Genomic DNA, 20,554 nt, shown 5'->3' with positions numbered 1-20,554 from the left:
TTTATAATGTTAACACAGCTCGGAAACTGAGTCAAACTTTTTTAGCTTTGATAATATAGTAGCCCTTTTTTTTCAAGACAACCGATACTTCTTCAAAGAGCTGTTCTAACTTTTCAATCGCAGATGGCCCTCCCTGTTTCTTCTGAATAACCACCCACAATTCACCTTCTGGTAATAAGCGTTCAGCACTTTTTTCAAAGATCGCATGTACAACTTTCTTCCCTGCCCGTATTGGGGGATTGGTCAGTATAGAGGCAAAAGCAGCTGATGAATGAACATTCGTGAACAAATCACTTTGATAAATGCGAACATTGTCAATGTGATTTTTTTCAGCGTTTTCTTTTGAAAGTTCGACTGCTCTTTCGTTCACATCAATCATATGAATGGTTCGACTTGTCATGTCACTTGCTACTGATAAGCCGATCGGTCCATAACCGCAACCGACATCTAAGAGGTCGCCATCCAATTCAGGTTCTTCGAAAGCTTCAATTAAAAGCCTTGAACCAAAGTCGACTTCTTTCTTAGAAAACACTCCACTGTCACTTGCAAAAGTAAAGGTACGGTTTCTCAAAGTGAAGTCCCATGTCTGTTTATCACTTTTCACTGATGGCTTTTCCGAATAATAGTGGTCACTCATGATGAATAGACCTCCTCTGGATTCAATCGTTTCGGGAGATTAGAAAAGAAAAAGCCCGCCAGTAAAAGCGAGCTTTCTCAAGAGATTAGGCGAAGATTACTTAACTTCTACAGAAGCGCCAACTTCTTCAAGCTTAGCTTTAAGTTCTTCAGCTTCTTCTTTAGCAATACCTTCTTTAAGTGGTTTCGGAGTGTTGTCAACAAGTTCTTTAGCTTCTTTCAAGCCAAGACCAGTGATTTCACGAACCGCTTTGATAACTTTGATTTTTTGATCTCCTGCACCAGCAAGAACTAGATCGAATTCAGTTTTCTCTTCAGCAGCGCCACCAGCAGCAGCAGCTACAGCTACAGGAGCAGCAGCAGTTACGCCAAATTCTTCTTCGATTGCTTTTACTAAGTCGTTTAACTCAAGTACAGTTGCTTCTTTAACTGAAGCAATGATTTCTTCGATATTTAAAGCCATTTGTAATTCCTCCATTTTAAGTTTTTTAGATTACGTACGCATTAAGCGCCTTGTTCTTCTTTTTGATCTGCAACTGCTTTAGTAGCAAGAGCAAGATTACGAACTGGAGCTTGAAGAACGCTAAGCAACATAGAAAGCAAGCCTTCGCGAGACGGAAGTTCCGCAAGAGCCTTTACTTCTTCTACAGTCGCTACGTTTCCTTCGATGACACCAGCTTTAATTTCTAAAGCCTCGTGGCTTTTCGCAAATTCGTTGATGATTTTCGCAGGTGCGATAACATCTTCAGAACTGAATGCGATTGCGTTTGGACCAGTTAAGAAGTCGTTCAAACCAGACAATTCAACTTGCTCAACCGCACGACGAGTCAAAGTATTTTTGTAAACTTTGAATTCTACGCCAGCATCACGAAGTTGTTTACGAAGTTCAGTTACTTCAGAAACTGAAAGACCGCGGTAATCAACAATAATTGTTGATTTACTGTCTTTAAATTTAGAAGTAATCTCATCAACGACTACTTTTTTTGTTTCGATTGCGTTGCTCATGGTTACACCTCCTGTAAATTCTTTGTGTAACACTTATACCGATCAGGCCATCACGTTCCAAACGAACGGTTCTCCATATAAAAAGCCCCCATCTAGACATGGAGGCTGTATATACAAGCATACGTTAACGTAAGAGCTGTGACATATACACCTCGGCGGGTTGTTTAAGCCAATAGGCCCCTGCTGTCTACGGTATAAATGGACATTATTCTATTTTACAACATTTTGATAATATCAAAATGCTTGTGATATGTCAAGATTTATTTCGCAGAGAAAGAAGATGGATCCACTTTCACGCCAGGGCCCATTGTAGATGTAACAGAAACGTTTTTCACGTATACACCTTTAGACGCTGCAGGTTTTGCTTTAAGGACTGTTTCATAGATTGTTGCAAAGTTTTCAACAAGCTTTTCGTCCTCGAAAGAAACCTTTCCGATTGGCGCGTGGATGTTACCAGCTTTATCAACGCGGTATTCAACTTTACCAGCTTTGATTTCGTTAATCGCTTTTTCTACTTCGAATGTAACAGTTCCTGTTTTAGGGTTTGGCATAAGACCTTTTGGTCCAAGAACACGACCAATCTTACCAACTTCACCCATCATGTCAGGTGTTGCAACGATTACATCAAAGTCGAACCAACCTTGTTGAATTTTCGTGATGTAATCAGAATCTCCAACGTAGTCTGCTCCAGCAGCTTCTGCTTCTTTTGCTTTTTCGCCTTTAGCGAAAACAAGAACGCGTTGAGTTTTACCTGTTCCATTAGGAAGAACAACTGCACCGCGGATTTGTTGATCGTTTTTACGAGGGTCTACGCCCAAACGAAAAGCAACTTCTACAGTTGCATCAAATTTCGCTGTATTTGTTTTCTTTGTAAGCGCAACAGCTTCAGCTACATCATACGCTTTTGTGCGGTCGATCAGCTTAACAGCTTCTGCATACTTTTTACCTTTTTTAGCCATTATAAAAAATCCTCCTTATGTGGTTTTAGCGGAATAACCTCCCACGAATAAGGGTTGCGAACTTGTCAAAACCAAACTCGCAACCCAACAAGACAAAAAATTAATCTTCGATGACAATACCCATACTGCGTGCAGTACCTTCAACCATGCGCATAGCTGATTCAACGCTTGCTGCGTTTAAATCAGGCATTTTTGTTTCCGCGATTTCGCGTACTTTATCACGCTTTACAGTTGCAACTTTATTACGGTTCGGTTCACCAGAACCAGACTCAATACCAGCTGCTTTTTTAAGTAAAACTGCAGCAGGTGGAGTTTTTGTAATAAATGTAAATGAACGGTCTTCAAAAACCGAAATTTCAACAGGAATGATAAGACCAGCTTGGTCAGCTGTACGAGCATTAAACTCCTTACAGAATCCCATGATATTAACACCGGCTTGACCTAGTGCAGGTCCAACTGGTGGAGCTGGGTTAGCTTTTCCAGCAGGAATTTGCAATTTAACAACTTTTACTACTTTTTTAGCCACGAGACACACCTCCTTAAAGTCCGTGATGTGGTAATAGGGGAATCCCCCTCCCACTCAACAAGCTTTCATTCTTTATATGAATGACGAAATAACTAGCTAGCGATCTTGAGATAACCCAAGACGTACCTTTGCTATATTACCACTTCTATACACTCATTTCAAGCTCTTTTAAATTACAATTTATCGATCTGTGTAAACTCAAGTTCAACAGGTGTTTCTCTACCGAACATATTAACGAACACTTTGACTTTACTTTTATCATAATCAATCTCTTCGATAGATCCTGTGAAGTTTGCAAATGGTCCGTCGATTACTTTCACAGTTTCTTTTAATTCAAAGTCGATTTCTGTCTTACGCTCTTCAAGACCCATTCTCTTCAGGATCATTTCAGCTTCACCTGGCAACAGTGCGGTCGGTTTCGATCCTGATCCTGCTGATCCAACAAACCCAGTGACTCCTGGTGTATTACGAACGACGTACCAAGAGTCATCCGTCATGACAATCTCAACAAGTACATAACCTGGGAATACTTTCTTTTTCACTACTTTTTTCTTACCATTTTTAAAATCAGTTTCTTCTTCTTCTGGTACCACTACGCGGAAAATCTTGTCCTGCATGCCCATTGATTCAACACGTTTTTCCAAGTTAGCTTTTACCTTATTCTCGTAGCCAGAGTACGTATGCACAACATACCAATTCTTTTCCATTGTTTGTTCAGGACTATTTAGTCCTTCCCTCCCCACATCAATTAGTGTCTATTTAACGAATCTCAAGTAACGGTGGATATTTTTTAAAGCAATTGAAAAAACCCGTAAAACGGGTTTTTTGGCAAGTCATATTATGATCTATTATAGCACGTTCAGCAGACCATTATTCAAGTATTAATGAATTAATTCGATTAATTGTGAGATTCCTATATCAAGAAGAGAGAAAAAGATCGCAAAGAAGACAACTGTTAAAATAACTGTCACCGTATAGCGGACCATTTCATTTTTCTTTGGCCAGCTTACCTTTTTCATTTCTTTCCCGACGCTTTTTAAGAAACGGATAATACGCATGTAAAAGACCTCCACAGATTAAAAAACGCAAATCTTACTTAGTTTCTAAATGTGCTTTATGTGAATTGCAAGTCTTGCAGTATTTCTTAACTTCTAATCTTTCAGCTGCTGAAGCAGTACTTTTCATTGTCGTATAGTTACGGCTCCCGCAATCTTTACAGGCTAGTGTGATTTTTTTCCTCATATTAACACCTTTTCCTCGACATCATTTCTTTAGTACCTTATCACAGTGTCGAAAAAGCTGTCAATATAGGTTTCATTAGAGACTGATTTCGCGGAGTTCTAAATATTTTTCCAGTTTTCTCTTTACTCTTTGAAGCGCATTATCAATTGATTTGACATGACGATTCAAGTCTTCTGAAATTTCCTGATACGATCTACCATCAAGATAGAGTACAAGGACCTTTCTTTCCAGCTCACTTAAGAGTTCTCCCATCTTCATTTCGATATCATCGAATTCTTCTTTGCTAATGATTAAATCCTCTGGGTTAAGCGCTTTAGCACCGGAAATCACGTCCAATAACGTTCTATCTGACTCTTCATCGTATATTGGCTTGTCTAATGATACATAGGAATTTAACGGGATATGTTTTTGGCGAGTAGCTGTTTTAATAGCGGTGATAATTTGGCGGGTAATACATAATTCTGCAAAAGCCTTAAACGAAGTAAGCTTGTCCTCTCGAAAATCACGGATCGACTTATAAAGTCCTATCATCCCCTCTTGAACGATATCCTCTCTATCCGCTCCAATCAGAAAATATGACCGTGCTTTTGCTCTTACAAAGTTGCGGTATTTCGTAATTAAATAATCTAGCGCATCACTATCTCCGACATGAACCCTTTCAATGACTTGTTCATCTTCCAACTGGCAAAACTGCTCTCTGATGGGTTTACCCTTGTTGTTATTTAGATTCACTTCGATCCCCCCGACCGCACCTAGATAGAAATATTATACAATAATGGTTGAAATATCGTCAAGTTATTCCAAATTTCCCCGCCGCCATTTTTCAAACGTTTTCAATACATCTTCTGACAATTTTATTTTCGATGATGGTTTGTCAGAAGTGATCTCCTTGATTCTTGTCTCAATCTTTCTTTCGATCACTTCGATCTCTCTCAATAGCTCTCGCGCTGATTTACGAAGGGCACCCTGTCCAAAAATTGCCCATTGTTCCGTATAATCTGATGTCGCTACGTGAATTTGTGTCCGAATGTTGTTTAAGTCTTGGGCCAGTTTCTCTATCCGTTCATCTGCCGTTTCATTCTCTTTTGTGAATATGACTTCAACACGATGGTTTGTCCGCTTCTTTTCTATCCCTTTTACAAGGTGGGCATCGAATACGACGATAACTCGATACCCTGTGTACGCTTGGTATTCTGCTAAATGTTGAATCAGTACATCTCTGGCTTCCTCAAAGCTATTTTCTTTCAAATGCTGTAGGCTTGGCCAAGCACCAATCATGTTGTACCCATCTACTAAGAGGATATCCATTGTTATTCCCCTAGTGGTTGACGTTTCCGATAGACTTCATACATCAACAGACTGGCTGCAACGGATGCATTAAGTGAAGTGACCTTTCCAGCCATTGGTAGTTTAATAAGAAAATCACATTTCTCCTTAATGAGACGACCAATTCCTTTCCCTTCACTACCAATCACAAGTGCCAATGGCATCGCTCCATCAAACTGCCTGTAATCCTGTTTAGCAGCTGCATCAGTACCTGCGATCCAAATTCCTCTTTCCTTCATCTCCTCGAGTGTTCTGGACAAATTCGTCACCTTAGCTACCGGAATATGTTCAATCGCTCCTGTCGACGCCTTAGCGACCGTTGTAGTTAAACCGACCGCTCTTCGTTTTGGAATGACAATACCGTGAGCGCCGACAGCATCTGCCGTTCGCATAATAGAGCCTAGGTTGTGAGGGTCTTCTATTTCATCAAGCACTAAGAAAAAAGGCTGCTCATTCCGCTGTTCAGCTAGTTGATACAAATCCTCCATCTCTGCATATTCGTATGCAGCAACTTGTGCAACAACTCCTTGATGCTGACCAGAAACCATTTGATCAAGCTTTTTTCTCGGAACATACTGGATCGTAATATTTTGTTGTTTGGCGAGTTCAATGACCTGCTGGGCTTGTCCTTTTACAGTGTTTTCTGCCATCCAAAGCTTGTAAAGCTCTCGATCCGATTTTAATGTTTCGATCACTGCATTTTTCCCAATCACATAATCATGTTGCTGACTCATTTTTCTTCCTCCCTGACGTTCCAATTTCTAAAGCCTGCTCTATTAGTTCCTCTAGCCGTTCTTCCTGTTTCTCAACAAACAGATAACCGATCACAGCTTCAAATGCTGTACTATAACGATACATTTGAACGTCTGTGTTTTTAGGCACTGTGCCCGATTTAGCATTTCTTCCTCTTTTCAGCACCGCTTCTTCCGCTTCTGTGAAAAAGGAGCGCTGTTGCAACTCAAATAAAATGGCTGCTTGGGATTTAGCGGATACAATCTTGCTTGCTCGCTTGTGAAGTTCATTTGGTTTGGTAGCCCCCGCTTGCAGGAGGTGATGCCTCACGTATACTTCAAAAATAGCATCACCCATATAAGCAAGTGCAAGACCGTTCAACTGTTTCCCATCTTTCAACTTTTCAAAATTCAACATGCCTATTCTCCTCTTTTCCAACGAGTACCTTGAGGAGTATCCTCTAACACAATATTCATGCTCTTCAACTGATCACGAATTTGATCAGATAGCGCAAAATCACGATTTCTTCTTGCTTCGTTACGTTTCTCTATCAACGCTTCTACTTCTTCATCAAGTGTGTGTTTTTCTTCTAATGAAAAACCTAGTACAGAGGTGATTTCTTTGAATAGCTGAATGAATGCTTGAATGACTTCCTCTGACGTATGATCGTTCTCCATATAATAATTTGCCTGCTTCGCTAATTCAAATAAAACAGAAACGGCATTTGCTGTATTGAAGTCATCGTTCATCTCTGTAATAAAAGCCGCACGTTGCTCTTCAACTTTTGCTAACCATTCTGATGCATCCTCAGTCAAATTTGTACTACTTTCCAAGCGATGATGCAAATTGGCAAAAGCCGTTTTCAGCCTGCTAAAAGCGCTTTTTGTGTTTTCCAACAGATCCATTGAATAATTGATTGGGTGACGATAGTGAACAGATAGAATGAAGAACCTAAGTACATCTGGGTCTTGCTCTTTCACAATGTCATGCACCAATACGAAGTTTCCAAGTGATTTTGACATTTTCTCATTATCAATATTGATATATCCATTATGCATCCAGTATTTCGCGAAAGTTTTTCCTGTTAGTGCCTCAGATTGTGCGATTTCATTTTCATGATGAGGGAAAGTTAAGTCTTGCCCACCCGCATGAATATCAATCGTATCCCCTAAATACTTCTTCACCATAGCTGAGCATTCAATGTGCCAGCCTGGTCGTCCTTGCCCCCAAGGGCTATCCCAAGCAATTTCATTTTCTTTTGCCGCTTTCCATAAAGCAAAGTCTAGTGCATCTTTTTTCTTCTCACCTACACGGATGCGGGCACCTGTTTTTAGTTCATCAATGGACTGGTGGGAAAGCTTCCCGTATCCATCAAATGAGCGAGTGCTGTAGTAGACATCTCCATCAGCTTCATAAGCAAACCCTTTTTCAACCAGCGTTTCAATAAAAGTAATAATGTCATCCATGTTTTCGGTGACACGAGGATGCAAATCAGCTTTTTTGCAGCCGAGTGCTCCCACATCTTTAAAATAAGCTTTTATGAATCGGTCAGCAATGGTTGGGACATCCTCCCCTAATTCATTAGCCGCTTTAATCAGTTTGTCATCTACATCTGTAAAGTTAGATACAAAATGAACATCATATCCGCTATATTCCAAGTATTTACGAACTGTGTCGTATACAATGGCAGGTCTTGCATTTCCAATATGAATATAGTTGTAGACGGTTGGTCCGCACACATACATCTTGACCTTCCCTGGTTCAATTGGAACAAATTCCTCTTTCTGTCGCGTCATTGTATTATAAATTTTGATTGTCATGATTGTTCTTCCTTTCTGCTCAATGAAGCCAGTTCGCTTTTTAGCTTTTCCATTTCTCTTTCCAGTTCTTTAAAACGGTCGGAAACTGGATCTGGCAAATCCTGATGGTTGAGATCACGCTTGATTTTCTTTCCATTTTGAACCACCACTCGCCCAGGTATACCTACAACTGTTGAATGATCTGGAACATCCTTTAATACGACTGAACCCGCTCCAATTTTTGATCCTTTTCCAACAGTGATCGAACCGAGCACCTTGGCACCTGTTGCAATGAGGGCATCATCCAAAATGGTCGGATGTCGTTTCCCTTTCTCTTTCCCTGTTCCCCCTAACGTCACCCCTTGAAAAACGGTGACGTTGTCTCCGATTTCACATGTTTCTCCGATCACGACACCCATTCCATGATCAATGAAGAATCGTCTGCCAATTGTGGCAGCTGGATGAATTTCAATCCCCGTAAAGAACCGACTAAGCTGAGAAATCCCACGCGCGATAAAATACAGTTTGCGTTTGTAAAAAGCATGCGCAATACGGTGAGCCCAAATCGCATGAAGTCCTGAATAGGTCAATACCACTTCAAAATAGCTTCTGGCAGCAGGATCTTGATCAAACACAGTATCAATATCTTCTTTCAGCATCTTGAAAAACACAAGTTACCCCCCGTTCTTCCAATCAATCTCTCAGGCTTGCTCTCTTTTTTTGACAAACAAAAAACGCCTCTGCATCTGACAGAGACGTTTAGAAAACGCGGTTCCACTCTGTTTAGAAAACTTCATACTGCAAGCTTTCTCAACTTCAATCCCATAACGGCGGCGACCGCCCTTGAATACTGACTTACGTGTTCCTCAAGGGTCTTGAGGGTGCATTTCTAAAGCCTGCCCATAAGTCTCTTTCAGCCGATGAAGACTCTTTCTGTGATGGGCGCTTAAACTTTATACTTTTCCCTCGCAACGATTTCACTTATATTTGTGTAATTCGGTTTAGTACCGTTTCTTTTCCTAATAGTTCAATACTTTGTGGAAGCTCTGGTCCATGAGTCTGCCCTGTTACTGCGACACGAATTGGCATAAATAGCTTCTTCCCTTTATGTCCTGTTTCTTTTTGAACAGCTTTAATAGCCGCTTTGATTGCTTCAGGTGTGAACTCTTCAAGTCCTTTAAGCTGATCAGCAAAAGATTTCATGACTTCAGATACTTGTTCTTCTGCAAGAACTTCCTTTGCTTCTTGATTATACTCAATTTGCTCCTTAAAGAACAACTCTGTTAACTCAACAATTTCTGCTCCATAGCTTAATTGCTCTTGATAAAGAGAAATCAACTTCCGAACCCAGCCTTTTTCCTCTTCAGAAAGCTGTTCGCCGACTTTGCCTGCTTTTTGTAGATGCGGCAATGTGAGTGCAATTACTTGATCAAGATCAAGTGCTTTCACATATTGGTTATTCACCCATTTCAGCTTATGCATATCAAATAGCGCTGGTGACTTTGAAAGTCGATTTACATCGAAAATCTCAATGAATTGCTCTTTCGTAAATAACTCATCTTCGCCGACTGGAGACCAACCGAGTAAGCCAATAAAATTAAACAACGCTTCTGGTAAATAACCTAAGTCTTTATATTGCTCAATAAATTGGATGATCGATTCATCACGCTTACTTAATTTCTTGCGGCTTTCGTTTACGATAAGCGTCATATGACCAAAAACAGGAACGTCCCAACCAAAAGCGTTGAACACCATGATTTGCTTTGGTGTGTTAGAAATATGATCCTCTCCGCGAAGAACATGCGTCATTTCCATTAGATGATCATCGACAGCAACTGCAAAGTTGTATGTCGGTATACCGTCTTTTTTCACGATCACAAAGTCACCAATACCATCTGTTTCAAAAGAAATTTCGCCTTTTACGATGTCATCAAATTTGATGATCTCTCCTGCTGGGACGCGGAAGCGAATACTAGGCTCTCTTCCTTCAGCGATGAGTTTGTCCTCTTCTTCTTTTGATAAATGGCTACATTTACCAGAATATCTCGGCATCTCACTACGGGCAATTTGTTCCTCACGCTCTTGCTCTAATTCCTCAGCCGTACAATAACACTTGTAAGCAAGACCTTTTTCTAACAGCTCATCATAATATTTTTTGTAAATATCATTACGTTCTGATTGGCGATAGGGACCATATCCTCCATCTTTGTCGATGCTTTCATCCCAATCAATACCAAGCCATTTTAGATGACGAAGTTGACTTTCCTCTCCACCTTCTACATTTCTCTTTTGATCCGTATCTTCAATTCGAATGACGAACTTACCGCCTTGGCTGCGCGCAAATAAATAATTGAATAGAGCCGTTCTAGCATTCCCAATATGTAAATGACCAGTTGGACTCGGTGCATAACGAACACGCACTTCATTTCCCATGAGTTTAACTTCCTTTCATCTGCATCATGTTGCCTGATACCAATTTTATATAAAGGTATTTTATCATCAAATACCACTTGCTTCAAAATTGATTTTATTTTTTCTGTAGAAGCACAGTTACCTGTGAAGCGATTCCTTCTCCTCTTCCAGTAAACCCAAGTTTTTCAGTTGTCGTTGCTTTGACATTAACTTGTGAGACATCCGCTTCTAAACCTTCTGCTATTCTTTTTCTCATTTGCTCGATGTAAGGTGCCATTTTCGGCTTTTCGGCAATAATGGTGCAATCAATATTTCCCAATGTATAGCCTTTTTCTTTCACAAGTGCCCACACATGCTGTAGCAACTTAAATGAATCTGCATCTTTAAATTCAGGGTCTGTATCTGGAAAGTGACGCCCAATATCTCCTTCTCCAATAGCCCCAAGACACGCATCAGCCACAGTGTGTAACAATACATCCGCATCTGAATGACCAATTAGTCCCTTTTCGTATGGGATGGTAATACCGCCAAGAATGAGCGGTCTTCCTTCTGTTAACTGGTGTACATCAAAACCTTGTCCGATTCTAAACATCATCTAGTTCCCTCTTTCCGCATCCATAATTGCCTTTGCTACTAATAAATCGTCTGGTGTCGTGAGTTTAATATTGGTGTAATCTCCTTGAACAATATAAACACTTTCACCCTGTAATTGCTCAACAAGACTTGCATCGTCTGTTCCAAGAAAACCAGTACGTTCCGCATGTTCATGCGCCTCTTTTAAAATAGAATGACGAAAAGCTTGTGGGGTCTGTACTGCCCACAAGCTCTGACGTTCAATGGTTTGTTCAACTTTACCTTCTTGAACGCGCTTGATTGTGTCTTTCACCGGTACCGCTACCACTGCGGAGCCTTTCTCAATAGCCGCTTTGACGAGATGATCAATCTGCGTATGCTTAATAAAAGGCCTTGCTCCATCATGAACTAGCACGATATTAGCATCTTTTACAGCCTTTAATCCTTCATACACACTTTGCTGGCGTTCTTCACCGCCAGTTACTAATGAAATAGGTGTTTGAAAAGCGTGTACCTTCAGTAGCCGTTCAAAGTCACTACGCTCTTCTTCGTTAATCGCAAGGATCATGCGCTTGCATAGTGAATGGGCGTCAAACACTTTCAGTGTGTGAATGATGACCGGCATTCTTTTTAGTTCGATAAAAAGTTTGTTTCGCCCGGCCTTCATTCGCTTTCCCTGCCCCGCAGCTGGAATGACTACTTCATAATACATGTTCGTTCTCCCTTTAGAGCGCCTTCTCCAGAAGTTTTGGCTTCGCAAAAATCATTCTTCCAGCAGCAGTCTGCAACACGCTTGTCACGAGAACATCAATATCTTTTCCAATATAATTGCGTCCTTCTTCTACGACAATCATCGTACCGTCATCCAAATACGCAACGCCCTGATTATGTTCTTTGCCATCTTTAATGACTTGAACATTCATTTCTTCCCCAGGCAATACAACCGGTTTGACAGCATTGGCTAAATCATTGATGTTTAATACTGCTACTTTTTGAAGTTCGCATACTTTATTTAAGTTAAAATCATTCGTCACAACAACACCAGAAGTCAATTTAGCGAGCTTGACAAGCTTGCTATCAACCTCTTGGATGTCCTCGAAGTCGCCTTCATATATTTCGACTTTAATATCCAATTCTCTTTGAATACGATTTAAAATATCAAGACCTCTGCGGCCTCTGTTTCTCTTTAAAACATCAGATGAGTCTGCAATATGCTGAAGCTCTTCTAACACAAATTGCGGAATCACAATAATTCCTTCTAAAAAGCCCGTCTGACAAATATCTGCAATTCTCCCATCAATAATAACACTTGTGTCTAAAATTTTCAGCTTTTTATCTTCTACTTCAAGCTCATCATCATTTGCGCCTTTTTTCTTGCTAGTTTTACCTGTTCTTGAAAACAGGTTCATCATTTCATCTTTCTTCTTAAACCCTACTTGGAATCCAAGGTATCCTAAAAAGAAAGCCAGGAAAATCGGAATGATCGTTCCGAAAATATGGTATGGGATATTGTTTAGTGGGATCACGTTTACAATAAGATATGCTAGAATAAGTCCAAAAACTAAACCGAAACTTCCTGATATTAGGTCAGGAAGAGGGGCCTTTAACAGAGAATCCTCGATCCATTTTACCCAATTCACAACAAATCCTGTGCACCATCTGCCGATTACAAAAAATAACGCGGCTCCTATGAGTGCTGATGAATAAGCATTTGTAATTAAAGGTATGTCCTTTGCATTTAACAGCAGAAATAATTCTGGAATGATAAAAATCCCCACAACTGCACCAAAAATGATAAAAAACGCCTGAACGATTCTTTTTAACATACCTTCACCTCCTTTATTTTCCATATTACACTCCACCTTAATCTTTCATTCATATTTATGTTTAAGTTTCCCCAACACAAATAGCGGAAAAACAAAAAGCATCATTAATATACCCATATTCAGCCATTTTTAATCGTATAATAGAAAAATTTCTCATGTTATAGCTGACGGTCAATATAATGTTTTTCTTGTAATCTTTTTAATCCTTTTTTTATCTTTTTCGCCCTTACTTCTCCAATTCCTTCTACTTCATCCAAATCTTGTACATCAGCTTCCATAATTCTATCAAGAACACCGAATGTTTCAACGACATTTTCTACAATTGGCATTGGCAATCTCGGAATCTTATGAAGCAAGCGGTAGCCCCTTGTATACACATATTCATCCATATTTGTAGAAGTAGGATATCCAAGTAACTTGTACAGGATCGAATCGTCCAGCAGTTCAAAGCTCGACATATCTTGAAGCTGTTTTAATAATACATACGGATCTTTAATTTTTTCTTTTACATAATCTTTAATAAATAGAGCCGCTTCCTGTTCCATATCTGTAATAAGCTCATTCACTTGCAGGCGGATCAGGTGTCCTTCTGTGCCCAGTTCCTTAATGTACATATTGATTTCATTTTTAATTCTAAGTACCATTTCATAGCGGTGCAGAACAGAAAGCACATCACCAAAGGTCACCAGTTCCTCAAACTCAAGTGCACTTAATGTTGAAATTGCATGATCCAAAATGGTCTTGTATTTCTCAAGGGTCTGAATCGCCTGATTGGCTTTTGTTAAAATAAAGCCGATATCCTTCAATGTATATCGGCGATTCCCTTGATATAAGGTAATTACATTTCTACGTTCAGAAATTGCAATAATTAAACAACCTGTCTGTTTTGCTACTCGTTCAGCAGTACGATGCCGCATCCCAGTTTCCGATGAATGAATGGTTGCATCTGGCATCAGTTGTGTATTCGCATAAAGAATTTTTTGTCCAGAATCACTTAATATAATAGCGCCATCCATTTTTGCCAATTCATATAAATGTGCTGGGGAGAAGGCAGAATTGATGTGAAACCCTCCATCTACCACTTCTTTAACCTTATCGTTATAACCAACGACAATGAGACCCCCAGTATTTGCTCTAAGGACATTTTCGATACCTACTCGAAGAGGTGTCCCTGGTGCAACAAACTGGACAATATCCAGAAGATCTGCTTCTCTCGCTCCTTTTTTTTCTTTTTCCATTTCTATGCTCCCCCTAGTGAAATACGAAGTGCCTCCGCTACATTTTCTACACCTACTAATTCAATCCCTCTTGGCTTTTTCCATCCATCTATATTTGCCTTAGGAATAAACATCCGCTTAAACCCTAATTTCGCTGCTTCCTGCACACGTTGTTCGATTCTTGATACTCTTCTGACTTCGCCTGTTAGTCCTACCTCACCAATAAAACAATCGGCTTGATGTGGCGCTGCATCTTTAAAGCTTGAAGCAATACTTACAGCGACTGCCAGATCAATTGCTGGCTCATCTAACTTTACACCGCCCGCTACTTTTAAATATGCATCCTGGTTTTGTAAAAGTAGACCTACTCGCTTCTCTAATACAGCCATTAACAAAGAAACACGATTATGATCAAGTCCTGTTGCCATACGTCTTGGATTCCCAAAGCTCGTCGGCGAAATTAATGCCTGTATTTCAACTAAAACAGGTCTAGTTCCTTCCATTGAGGCAACAACACACGAACCTGAGACGCCGGCTGATCGCTCTTCTAGGAAAATTTCTGAAGGGTTTAGTACTTCTGTTAAACCTTCTTCTCGCATTTCAAAAATACCTAATTCATTCGTTGAGCCAAAACGGTTCTTCACAGCTCTTAATATTCGAAATGTATGGTGTCGCTCTCCTTCGAAATATAGAACTGTATCTACCATATGCTCTAAGAGACGTGGTCCAGCAATAGACCCTTCCTTGGTTACATGTCCAACGATAAAGATGGGAATGCCGTTAGTCTTGGCAATTTTCATCAATTGTGCCGTACATTCTCTCACCTGCGATACAGACCCAGGTGCTGATGTAATATCGCTTTGATAGACGGTTTGAATGGAATCCACCACAACAAAGGCTGGTTTCATCTCTTGTATAGCAGACGTTATAAATTCCATATCGGTTTCAGCCAATACATGTAAAGACGCACTTTGTATTCCAAGTCTATCTGCCCTAAGCTTCGTCTGTTTAATTGACTCTTCTCCAGATATGTATAAAACGGTCTTATTTTCATCTGAAAGCTGTGCAGATACTTGTAATAAAAGAGTGGATTTACCGATTCCAGGATCTCCGCCAATGAGAACGAGAGAGCCTTTGACTATACCGCTTCCTAATACACGGTTAAATTCTTCTAAATTTGTTTTAATTCGGGGTTCATCTGATGTTTCAATTGCAGATATAGGTGAAGGTTTTTGAACGGTTTGTACAGAATGGTTAAAAGCACTTCTTCGATTTGCCGCCTCTTTTCGAACGACCTCTTCTGTCATACTGTTCCACGTGCCACAGCCTGGACATTTACCCATCCATTTGGCTGATTCATAACCACAAGATTGGCATATAAATTTCGATTTTGTTTTAGCCATAGATTGAAGAATCCAACTCCCTTGCATTTGTCAAAAATAAGTAAAGGGAGGCATACGCGTTTTTCGGTATGCCTCACTCTCACTTCTTAACATATTAATTCGTAGCAGCAGTTGCTTTTACGACAATTTCTCCATTTTCTACATCTAAAACAATATGTTGCCCTTTTTGAATATTGCCTCTCAGTAATTCTTCTGACAGACGATCCTCTACATGCTTTTGAATGGCTCTTCTTAATGGTCGAGCACCATATTCAAGGTCAACGCCTTCGTCCACAATTTTCGCTTTTGTGGCCTCTGTTAATTCAATGGAGAGATCTTGTTCTTTTAATCGTTTTGTTAATTGATCAGACATAAGTGAAACAATCTCTTTAAGATGCTTCTTCTCAAGTGAATGGAAGACGATAATTTCATCAATACGGTTGATGAATTCTGGTCTAAATGCACGCTTCAATTCTCCCATCACTTTCCCTTTCATGTCTTTATAGTTCTGATTTTCGTCTTGCACGTTAAAGCCTACAAATTTATTTCGTTTCAGCTCACTTGCGCCAACATTCGATGTCATAATCAGAATTGTGTTTCTAAAGTCGACTGTACGTCCTTTAGAGTCTGTCAGACGTCCATCTTCGAGTACCTGAAGAAGAATGTTAAACACATCAGGATGTGCTTTTTCAATTTCATCTAAAAGCACCACAGAGTATGGTTTTCTTCTCACCTTCTCTGTCAATTGACCTCCTTCATCATATCCCACATATCCAGGAGGTGATCCAACTAATCTTGAAGTCGAATGTTTCTCCATATACTCTGACATATCAATACGAATCATTGCCTCTTCATCGCCGAAAATTGACTCCGCTAGCGCTCTCGCTAGTTCAGTTTTTCCGACACCCGTAGGGCCTAAGAAAATAAATGAACCAATCGGGCGCTTGGGATCTTTTAAACCTGCTCGTGCACGTCTCACTGCCTTTGCAACAGCGACAACGGCCTCATCCTGTCCAATGACACGAGAGTGAAGCAACTGTTCCATGTTAAGGAGCTTATCAGTTTCAGTTTGCGCAATCTTTGAAACAGGGACTCCAGTCCAGCTGGATACGACCATGGCAATATCATCAACAGATACTTCTGAATTCTCTTGCCCTTGTTTTTCTTTCCATGTTTTCTTTGTGACTTCTACTTTTTCACGCAAACGCTGTTCTGTGTCACGAAGAGAAGCGGCTTTCTCAAACTCCTGACTTTGAACGGCTGCATCCTTTTCTTTTCTTACTTCATCCAGCTTTTGCTCTAATTCTTTTAAGTTTGGTGGTGTTGTAAAAGAACGCAAGCGAACCTTTGAACCCGCCTCATCAATTAGATCAATGGCTTTATCTGGAAGGAAACGGTCAGAAATATAGCGATCAGATAATTTCACTGCAGCTTCAATCGCTTCATCCGTTATGGAAACACGATGATGTGCTTCATAACGGTCTCTTAGACCTCTTAAAATTTGAATGCTCTCGTCAACAGATGGCTGATCCACTTGAATCGGCTGGAAACGACGCTCAAGCGCAGCATCCTTTTCAATATATTTACGATACTCATCTAACGTTGTCGCTCCAATACACTGAAGCTCTCCCCGTGCCAATGATGGCTTCAGGATATTAGAGGCATCAATTGCTCCTTCTGCTCCCCCTGCACCAATTAGAGTATGAAGCTCATCAATGAAAAGAATGATATTGCCTGCTTGACGGATCTCATCCATTACTTTTTTCAAGCGATCCTCAAATTCACCACGATATTTTGTACCAGCAACAACAGTCCCCATGTCAAGTGTCATCACACGCTTGTCACGTAAAATTTCTGGTACTTCATTATGAATAATTTGCTGAGCAAGACCTTCAGCAATTGCTGTTTTACCAACACCCGGTTCACCAATTAAGACAGGATTGTTTTTTGTTCTTCTGCTTAGCACTTCGATAACACGCTGAATTTCTTTACTGCGCCCAATTACAGGGTCTAAGCTATCTTCTTTCGCAATAGCAGTTAAATCACGCGCTAGACTATCTAAAGTAGGTGTGTTGGCATTGCTGTTTGTCCCCGCAGAGGATGAACCCGTTTCGTTGCTTCCGAGAAGCTGTAATACCTGCTGTCTCGCTTTATTTAAGCTAACCCCAAGGTTATTTAACACTCGTGCTGCTACACCTTCACCTTCGCGGATGAGCCCTAAAAGAATATGCTCTGTTCCCACATAGGAATGCCCTAGCTTTCTCGCTTCGTCCATAGAAAGCTCAGTGACCTTTTTTGCTCTCGGTGTATAATGAGGAATCGCTTGAGACACCTCTTGCCCTCTGCCAATCAGGCTTTCGACCTCTTTTTGGATTTTATCTGGAACTAGCCCTAACGCTTCTAACGCTTTTGCTGCAATTCCTTCACCTTCACGTACAAGGCCTAATAAAATATGCTCTGTTCCAATATTTTTATGCCCTAGGCGAATTGCTTCTTCTTGTGCAAGTGCCAATACTTTTTGAGCTCTTTCAGTGAATCTTCCAAACATCATATCGTTTCATCCTCCTGTCTATTCCTATGCATTTCTAAACGCAGCCGTTCTCTAATAATAGCTGCCCGTTTGACATCTCTTTCATTAGGCTGTAAAGCTCCTCCCGAATACTGCTGAAGGAAACCAGGCTGTGTTAAAATCATGAGTTCATTAAGTATATTACTTGAAAGCCCCTTAATGATACCTAAATCGATGCCCAACCTCACATCGGAAAGACATTTTGCTGTTTCCTTGGATTCAATCATGCGACAGTTCGCTAAGATGCCTAAGGAACGATACACTCTGTCTTCAAGTTCAATTTTAGAAGTTTGATATAATGCCTTTCGTGCAGAGCGCTCTTGTTCAATGAGTTGTGCTGCAACACTATTAAGGTCATTAACAATATCCTCTTCTGATTGACCAAGTGTGATTTGGTTTGAGATTTGAAAGATGTTTCCTATTGCTTCGCTACCCTCACCATAAATTCCTCTGACAACAAGACCCAGTTGATTAATAGCGGGAATAATTCGATTAATTTGTCTTGTTAACACGAGTGCTGGTAAATGCATCATGACAGATGCCCTAATTCCTGTTCCCACATTGGTCGGGCAACTTGTTAAGTATCCTCTTTTTTCTGAAAAGGCATAATCCACCTGTTCCTCAATCCAATCATCTACCTGATTGGCAGCTCTTAATGCATTCGCAAGCTGAAATCCTGGAAATAAACATTGAATTCGAATATGGTCTTCTTCATTTAACATGATACTAACCTCTTCATTTTCAGAAAGCAGACAGCCGCCAAAACGGGATTCTGCTAAATTCGGACTAATTAAGTGTTTTTCTACAAGTACCCTTTTCTCTAAAGACTGTGCTTCATTCATACGAATAAGAACGAAATTTCCAATATCTTTTACTTCTTGACTCGCAAACTTTTGCTCAAATTGCTGAAGGACAGCGTCGGCTTCTTCTTGAGAAAATTGAGTCGGGAAACGAACATGCTCTAAATTTCGAGCAAGCCGTATGCGGCTACTTAGAACAATGTCACTTTCAGGCCCTTTTTGCTTCATCCATTGGCTTAATGCGTCTTGAATAAAATGCTGGAGCGACATTCCGTTAATCTCCCTCCCTCTGCTCAGATTGTTCATGCTCTAATGCACGAATTTGGTCTCTTACTTCTGCTGCTTTTTCAAACTCTTCTTGCTCAATCAGCTGTTTTAATTCTTTTTGCATCATTTCAAGTTTTCGGCGAACATGTAGGCTACCAGCAATCCGTTTCGGAATTTTTCCACTGTGAACTGTATTACCGCTGTGAACCTTCCTTAACACAGGATTTAAAAACTGATCGAACGTTCGATAACATTCCGCACAACCAAAACGTCCTGTTTTTCTAAATTGTTGAAACGTCAATTCACACTTCGGACATTGATCAATTTCTCTTGCTTCTTGAAAAATAGTTGATCCTTTTTTCGTGTTATCAGCAAAGCCTGGATCAATATTTAATAACCCTGATAACAAGTTGTGTATTGAGAAACCCTGGTTTCCACTAATAGCATATGAGTCACTATTTTCTTTTGCACATTGTTCACATATGTGCATTTCTTGTTTTTCTCCATTTATGACTTTCGTAAAGTGAAAAGTAGCCGGTCTCTCATTGCATTCTTGACAAATCAATCTTTTCACCCGCTTTATTGTAATTTCAAGGCATTCAGCATCGCTTTCATCATTCGAGCTCTCAGCTCATCACGTTCTGGTAAGTCAATATGCAGAACTGAACGATCCATAACACTTATCATCATCTTTGCTTCTCTTTCAGACAAAATATTATTTTCAACAAGACGCATAATGATATGGTCAGATGCAGCCTGTGGTAAACGGTTATATATTTGAGAAATAATGTTGTTCAATAAATCGACTTCATCATTCATTTTTACTTTAATAATGCGAATATAACCACCGCCACCGCGTTTACTTTCAACGATATAGCCTCTTTCACTTGTAAAACGCGTATTAATGACATAGTTAATTTGTGAAGGTACGCATTGAAATTTATCAGCAATTTCATTGCGTTTAATTTCTAATATTTCTCGACCGTTCTGATCCAAGACTTCCTTCAAATACTGTTCGATGATATCAGAAATATTTTGTGCCACTCAGCCCCCTCCTCCATTGACTTTGACTATATTTGACTTTAATCTTACTATAAAATTTTTCGCTCAACTTTTCAAGATAATCGCTCAACTAAGAATATTATTTCCACATTCGTCACGGGTCAAACCTCAACGATGTTAGAAAAAGGTACACAAAAAAGATCAGTTCCGACTGGAACTGATCTAAACAAGCATGGCGGCGTCCTACTCTCACAGGGGGAGACCCCCAACTACCATCGGCG

At 40.1% G+C, this 20,554-nt stretch carries 24 protein-coding genes and 2 other annotated features; all 24 genes read right to left on the bottom strand.

The features are described 5' to 3' along the window. Positions 1-31: 31 nt before the first annotated feature. Positions 32-637 (bottom strand): class I SAM-dependent methyltransferase, encoded by a 606-nt coding sequence (locus tag ACQKEZ_RS18890; RefSeq protein ID WP_427303481.1) that lies wholly within the window; start codon positions 635-637, stop codon positions 32-34. Between the two features lie 96 nt (positions 638-733). Beyond that, the gene (gene rplL / locus ACQKEZ_RS18885) at positions 734-1,099 is read right to left on the bottom strand and encodes a 50S ribosomal protein L7/L12 (protein ID WP_427303479.1); all 366 of its coding nucleotides are present in this window, start codon (positions 1,097-1,099) and stop codon (positions 734-736) included. A gap of 41 nt (positions 1,100-1,140) precedes the next feature. Then, positions 1,141-1,641, bottom strand: a complete 501-nt coding sequence (rplJ, locus tag ACQKEZ_RS18880) for a 50S ribosomal protein L10 (RefSeq protein ID WP_427303477.1) — start codon at positions 1,639-1,641, stop codon at positions 1,141-1,143. A 69-nt stretch (positions 1,642-1,710) separates the two neighbouring features. Beyond that, positions 1,711-1,852: a sequence feature (ribosomal protein L10 leader region), on the bottom strand. A 49-nt stretch (positions 1,853-1,901) separates the two neighbouring features. Beyond that, positions 1,902-2,600 carry a 50S ribosomal protein L1 gene (gene rplA / locus ACQKEZ_RS18875; RefSeq protein ID WP_427303475.1) on the bottom strand — a complete coding sequence of 233 codons (699 nt, stop codon included), beginning with the start codon at positions 2,598-2,600 and terminating at the stop codon, positions 1,902-1,904. Between the two features lie 100 nt (positions 2,601-2,700). Further along, positions 2,701-3,126 carry a 50S ribosomal protein L11 gene (gene rplK / locus ACQKEZ_RS18870; RefSeq protein WP_003216956.1) on the bottom strand — a complete coding sequence of 142 codons (426 nt, stop codon included), beginning with the start codon at positions 3,124-3,126 and terminating at the stop codon, positions 2,701-2,703. A gap of 173 nt (positions 3,127-3,299) precedes the next feature. Beyond that, a complete protein-coding gene (nusG, locus tag ACQKEZ_RS18865) occupies positions 3,300-3,833 on the bottom strand; it encodes a transcription termination/antitermination protein NusG (RefSeq protein ID WP_427303535.1) in 534 nt (177 codons plus the stop codon). Between the two features lie 174 nt (positions 3,834-4,007). Continuing rightward, on the bottom strand, positions 4,008-4,184 hold the full coding sequence (secE, locus tag ACQKEZ_RS18860; protein ID WP_427303473.1) for a preprotein translocase subunit SecE: 177 nt from the start codon (positions 4,182-4,184) through the stop codon (positions 4,008-4,010). Positions 4,185-4,218: 34 nt separating this feature from the next. Next, the gene (gene rpmG / locus ACQKEZ_RS18855; RefSeq protein WP_427303471.1) at positions 4,219-4,368 is read right to left on the bottom strand and encodes a 50S ribosomal protein L33; all 150 of its coding nucleotides are present in this window, start codon (positions 4,366-4,368) and stop codon (positions 4,219-4,221) included. Between the two features lie 75 nt (positions 4,369-4,443). After that, positions 4,444-5,100: an RNA polymerase sporulation sigma factor SigH gene (gene sigH / locus ACQKEZ_RS18850; RefSeq protein WP_427303469.1), complete on the bottom strand. Its 657-nt coding sequence runs from the start codon at positions 5,098-5,100 to the stop codon at positions 4,444-4,446. 63 nt (positions 5,101-5,163) lie between these two features. Then, positions 5,164-5,676: a ribosome-dependent mRNA decay endonuclease Rae1/YacP gene (rae1, locus tag ACQKEZ_RS18845; protein WP_427303467.1), complete on the bottom strand. Its 513-nt coding sequence runs from the start codon at positions 5,674-5,676 to the stop codon at positions 5,164-5,166. A 2-nt stretch (positions 5,677-5,678) separates the two neighbouring features. Beyond that, entirely contained in the window at positions 5,679-6,428 is a 750-nt protein-coding gene (rlmB, locus tag ACQKEZ_RS18840; RefSeq protein ID WP_427303465.1) for a 23S rRNA (guanosine(2251)-2'-O)-methyltransferase RlmB, read from the bottom strand. Next, positions 6,412-6,843: a Mini-ribonuclease 3 gene (locus ACQKEZ_RS18835; protein WP_427303463.1), complete on the bottom strand. Its 432-nt coding sequence runs from the start codon at positions 6,841-6,843 to the stop codon at positions 6,412-6,414. Before ACQKEZ_RS18835 ends, rlmB begins: the two co-directional genes overlap by 17 nt. Positions 6,844-6,845: 2 nt before the next feature. After that, positions 6,846-8,246 (bottom strand): cysteine--tRNA ligase, encoded by a 1,401-nt coding sequence (gene cysS / locus ACQKEZ_RS18830; protein WP_427303461.1) that lies wholly within the window; start codon positions 8,244-8,246, stop codon positions 6,846-6,848. Beyond that, positions 8,243-8,896, bottom strand: coding sequence for a serine O-acetyltransferase (cysE, locus tag ACQKEZ_RS18825; protein ID WP_427303459.1), 654 nt, complete (start codon positions 8,894-8,896; stop codon positions 8,243-8,245). Before cysE ends, cysS begins: the two co-directional genes overlap by 4 nt. 77 nt (positions 8,897-8,973) lie before the next feature. Beyond that, positions 8,974-9,206, bottom strand: a binding site (T-box leader). Next, positions 9,207-10,658 carry a glutamate--tRNA ligase gene (gltX, locus tag ACQKEZ_RS18820; protein ID WP_427303457.1) on the bottom strand — a complete coding sequence of 484 codons (1,452 nt, stop codon included), beginning with the start codon at positions 10,656-10,658 and terminating at the stop codon, positions 9,207-9,209. 94 nt (positions 10,659-10,752) lie between these two features. Then, positions 10,753-11,229 (bottom strand): 2-C-methyl-D-erythritol 2,4-cyclodiphosphate synthase, encoded by a 477-nt coding sequence (gene ispF, locus ACQKEZ_RS18815; RefSeq protein WP_427303533.1) that lies wholly within the window; start codon positions 11,227-11,229, stop codon positions 10,753-10,755. Positions 11,230-11,232: 3 nt separating this feature from the next. Further along, positions 11,233-11,922: a 2-C-methyl-D-erythritol 4-phosphate cytidylyltransferase gene (ispD, locus tag ACQKEZ_RS18810; RefSeq protein WP_427303455.1), complete on the bottom strand. Its 690-nt coding sequence runs from the start codon at positions 11,920-11,922 to the stop codon at positions 11,233-11,235. Between the two features lie 13 nt (positions 11,923-11,935). Then, positions 11,936-13,036 (bottom strand): PIN/TRAM domain-containing protein, encoded by a 1,101-nt coding sequence (locus ACQKEZ_RS18805; protein WP_427303453.1) that lies wholly within the window; start codon positions 13,034-13,036, stop codon positions 11,936-11,938. A 158-nt stretch (positions 13,037-13,194) separates the two neighbouring features. Next, positions 13,195-14,274 (bottom strand): DNA integrity scanning diadenylate cyclase DisA, encoded by a 1,080-nt coding sequence (gene disA / locus ACQKEZ_RS18800; protein WP_427303452.1) that lies wholly within the window; start codon positions 14,272-14,274, stop codon positions 13,195-13,197. A gap of 2 nt (positions 14,275-14,276) precedes the next feature. Further along, complete coding sequence (gene radA, locus ACQKEZ_RS18795; RefSeq protein ID WP_427303450.1) at positions 14,277-15,656, bottom strand: DNA repair protein RadA; 1,380 nt, start codon at positions 15,654-15,656, stop codon at positions 14,277-14,279. 94 nt (positions 15,657-15,750) lie between these two features. Continuing rightward, positions 15,751-18,186 carry an ATP-dependent protease ATP-binding subunit ClpC gene (clpC, locus tag ACQKEZ_RS18790; RefSeq protein WP_427303448.1) on the bottom strand — a complete coding sequence of 812 codons (2,436 nt, stop codon included), beginning with the start codon at positions 18,184-18,186 and terminating at the stop codon, positions 15,751-15,753. After that, positions 18,183-19,274, bottom strand: a complete 1,092-nt coding sequence (locus ACQKEZ_RS18785) for a protein arginine kinase (protein WP_427303446.1) — start codon at positions 19,272-19,274, stop codon at positions 18,183-18,185. The genes clpC and ACQKEZ_RS18785 overlap by 4 nt, the downstream gene beginning before the upstream one ends. Before the next feature lie 4 nt (positions 19,275-19,278). Beyond that, complete coding sequence (locus tag ACQKEZ_RS18780; protein WP_427303444.1) at positions 19,279-19,836, bottom strand: UvrB/UvrC motif-containing protein; 558 nt, start codon at positions 19,834-19,836, stop codon at positions 19,279-19,281. Positions 19,837-19,850: 14 nt separating this feature from the next. Continuing rightward, a complete protein-coding gene (locus ACQKEZ_RS18775) occupies positions 19,851-20,315 on the bottom strand; it encodes a CtsR family transcriptional regulator (protein ID WP_427303442.1) in 465 nt (154 codons plus the stop codon). Positions 20,316-20,554: the final 239 nt, after the last annotated feature.

This window comes from Bacillus sp. NPDC077027, from assembly GCF_050269555.1.
Classification (GTDB): Bacteria; Bacillota; Bacilli; order Bacillales; family Bacillaceae; genus Bacillus.
The sequence above is the reverse complement of the archived record's forward strand: the minus strand, read 5'-3'. Positions and strand labels throughout refer to the sequence as shown.

Bases quoted from the DNA above. Each gene is read 5' to 3' on its own strand.
- rplJ (WP_427303477.1), bottom strand. From the start codon at position 1,641: ATGAGCAACGCAATCGAAACAAAAAAAGTAGTCGTTGATGAGATTACT.
- rplA (WP_427303475.1), bottom strand. From the start codon at position 2,600: ATGGCTAAAAAAGGTAAAAAGTATGCAGAAGCTGTTAAGCTGATCGAC.
- ACQKEZ_RS18890 (WP_427303481.1), bottom strand. From the start codon at position 637: ATGAGTGACCACTATTATTCGGAAAAGCCATCAGTGAAAAGTGATAAA.
- ACQKEZ_RS18785 (WP_427303446.1), bottom strand. From the start codon at position 19,274: ATGTCGCTCCAGCATTTTATTCAAGACGCATTAAGCCAATGGATGAAG.
- rae1 (WP_427303467.1), bottom strand. From the start codon at position 5,676: ATGGATATCCTCTTAGTAGATGGGTACAACATGATTGGTGCTTGGCCA.
- secE (WP_427303473.1), bottom strand. From the start codon at position 4,184: ATGCGTATTATCCGTTTCTTAAAAAGCGTCGGGAAAGAAATGAAAAAG.
- ispD (WP_427303455.1), bottom strand. From the start codon at position 11,922: ATGTATTATGAAGTAGTCATTCCAGCTGCGGGGCAGGGAAAGCGAATG.
- disA (WP_427303452.1), bottom strand. From the start codon at position 14,274: ATGGAAAAAGAAAAAAAAGGAGCGAGAGAAGCAGATCTTCTGGATATT.
- ACQKEZ_RS18835 (WP_427303463.1), bottom strand. From the start codon at position 6,843: ATGTTGAATTTTGAAAAGTTGAAAGATGGGAAACAGTTGAACGGTCTT.
- gltX (WP_427303457.1), bottom strand. From the start codon at position 10,658: ATGGGAAATGAAGTGCGTGTTCGTTATGCACCGAGTCCAACTGGTCAT.
- ACQKEZ_RS18805 (WP_427303453.1), bottom strand. From the start codon at position 13,036: ATGTTAAAAAGAATCGTTCAGGCGTTTTTTATCATTTTTGGTGCAGTT.
- rlmB (WP_427303465.1), bottom strand. From the start codon at position 6,428: ATGAGTCAGCAACATGATTATGTGATTGGGAAAAATGCAGTGATCGAA.
- nusG (WP_427303535.1), bottom strand. From the start codon at position 3,833: ATGGAAAAGAATTGGTATGTTGTGCATACGTACTCTGGCTACGAGAAT.
- radA (WP_427303450.1), bottom strand. From the start codon at position 15,656: ATGGCTAAAACAAAATCGAAATTTATATGCCAATCTTGTGGTTATGAA.
- cysS (WP_427303461.1), bottom strand. From the start codon at position 8,246: ATGACAATCAAAATTTATAATACAATGACGCGACAGAAAGAGGAATTT.
- rplL (WP_427303479.1), bottom strand. From the start codon at position 1,099: ATGGCTTTAAATATCGAAGAAATCATTGCTTCAGTTAAAGAAGCAACT.
- ispF (WP_427303533.1), bottom strand. From the start codon at position 11,229: ATGTTTAGAATCGGACAAGGTTTTGATGTACACCAGTTAACAGAAGGA.
- clpC (WP_427303448.1), bottom strand. From the start codon at position 18,186: ATGATGTTTGGAAGATTCACTGAAAGAGCTCAAAAAGTATTGGCACTT.
- rpmG (WP_427303471.1), bottom strand. From the start codon at position 4,368: ATGAGGAAAAAAATCACACTAGCCTGTAAAGATTGCGGGAGCCGTAAC.